This is a genomic window from Ensifer sp. ENS11 (assembly GCF_014851895.1).
Classification (GTDB): domain Bacteria; phylum Pseudomonadota; class Alphaproteobacteria; order Rhizobiales; family Rhizobiaceae; genus Ensifer; species Ensifer canadensis.
On record NZ_JACVAN010000064.1, the window covers coordinates 1 to 544 of the forward strand.

General features: G+C 65.6%; 1 protein-coding gene. It reads right to left on the reverse strand.

The annotated features are described in order from the left end of the window. The coding region (locus IB264_RS34225; RefSeq protein ID WP_210335726.1) for a VCBS domain-containing protein at nt 1-544 on the reverse strand (544 nt) is incomplete at both ends.

Below are 544 nucleotides of genomic sequence, written 5' to 3' on the forward strand. Positions count from 1 at the left end.
CAGCGAGTCCAGCACGCTGTCTGCAACCTGGAAGGTCCAGCCGACCGAGTCGCTCGCCTGGTTCAGCGCGCCGAGTGAGAAGGAGCCCAGATAGCCGCCGCCCTGTGCGGTGAAGGTGGCGCTGTGGGTGTCGAGCGTGTCGACGTCGGCAAAGGTTACCGCACCATTCTGTGCATGCGTTGTCGCATTCTCGCCCGCTGCATTGTCGGCGATCTCCGTCACCGAACCGCTTTGCACCGCAGAGGTGATTACCGGAACGTCGTTGGTGCCGGTGATCACGATCGTCACCGTCTGCACTGCCGTGCCGCCATGGCCGTCGTCGACGGTCACGTCGTACTTCTGCGTCAGCGTCTGGCCGGCCTGCAGGCTGTCGAGCACGCCGTCGGCGACCTGGAAGCTCCAGCCGACCGAGTCGCTCGCCTGGTTCACCGCCGCCAGCGCGAAAGTGCCGAGGTAGCTGGCGCCCTGTGCGGTGAAGGAAGCGCTATGGGTGTCGAGCGTGTCGACGTCGGCAAAGGTCACCGCGCCGTTCTGCGCATGCGTT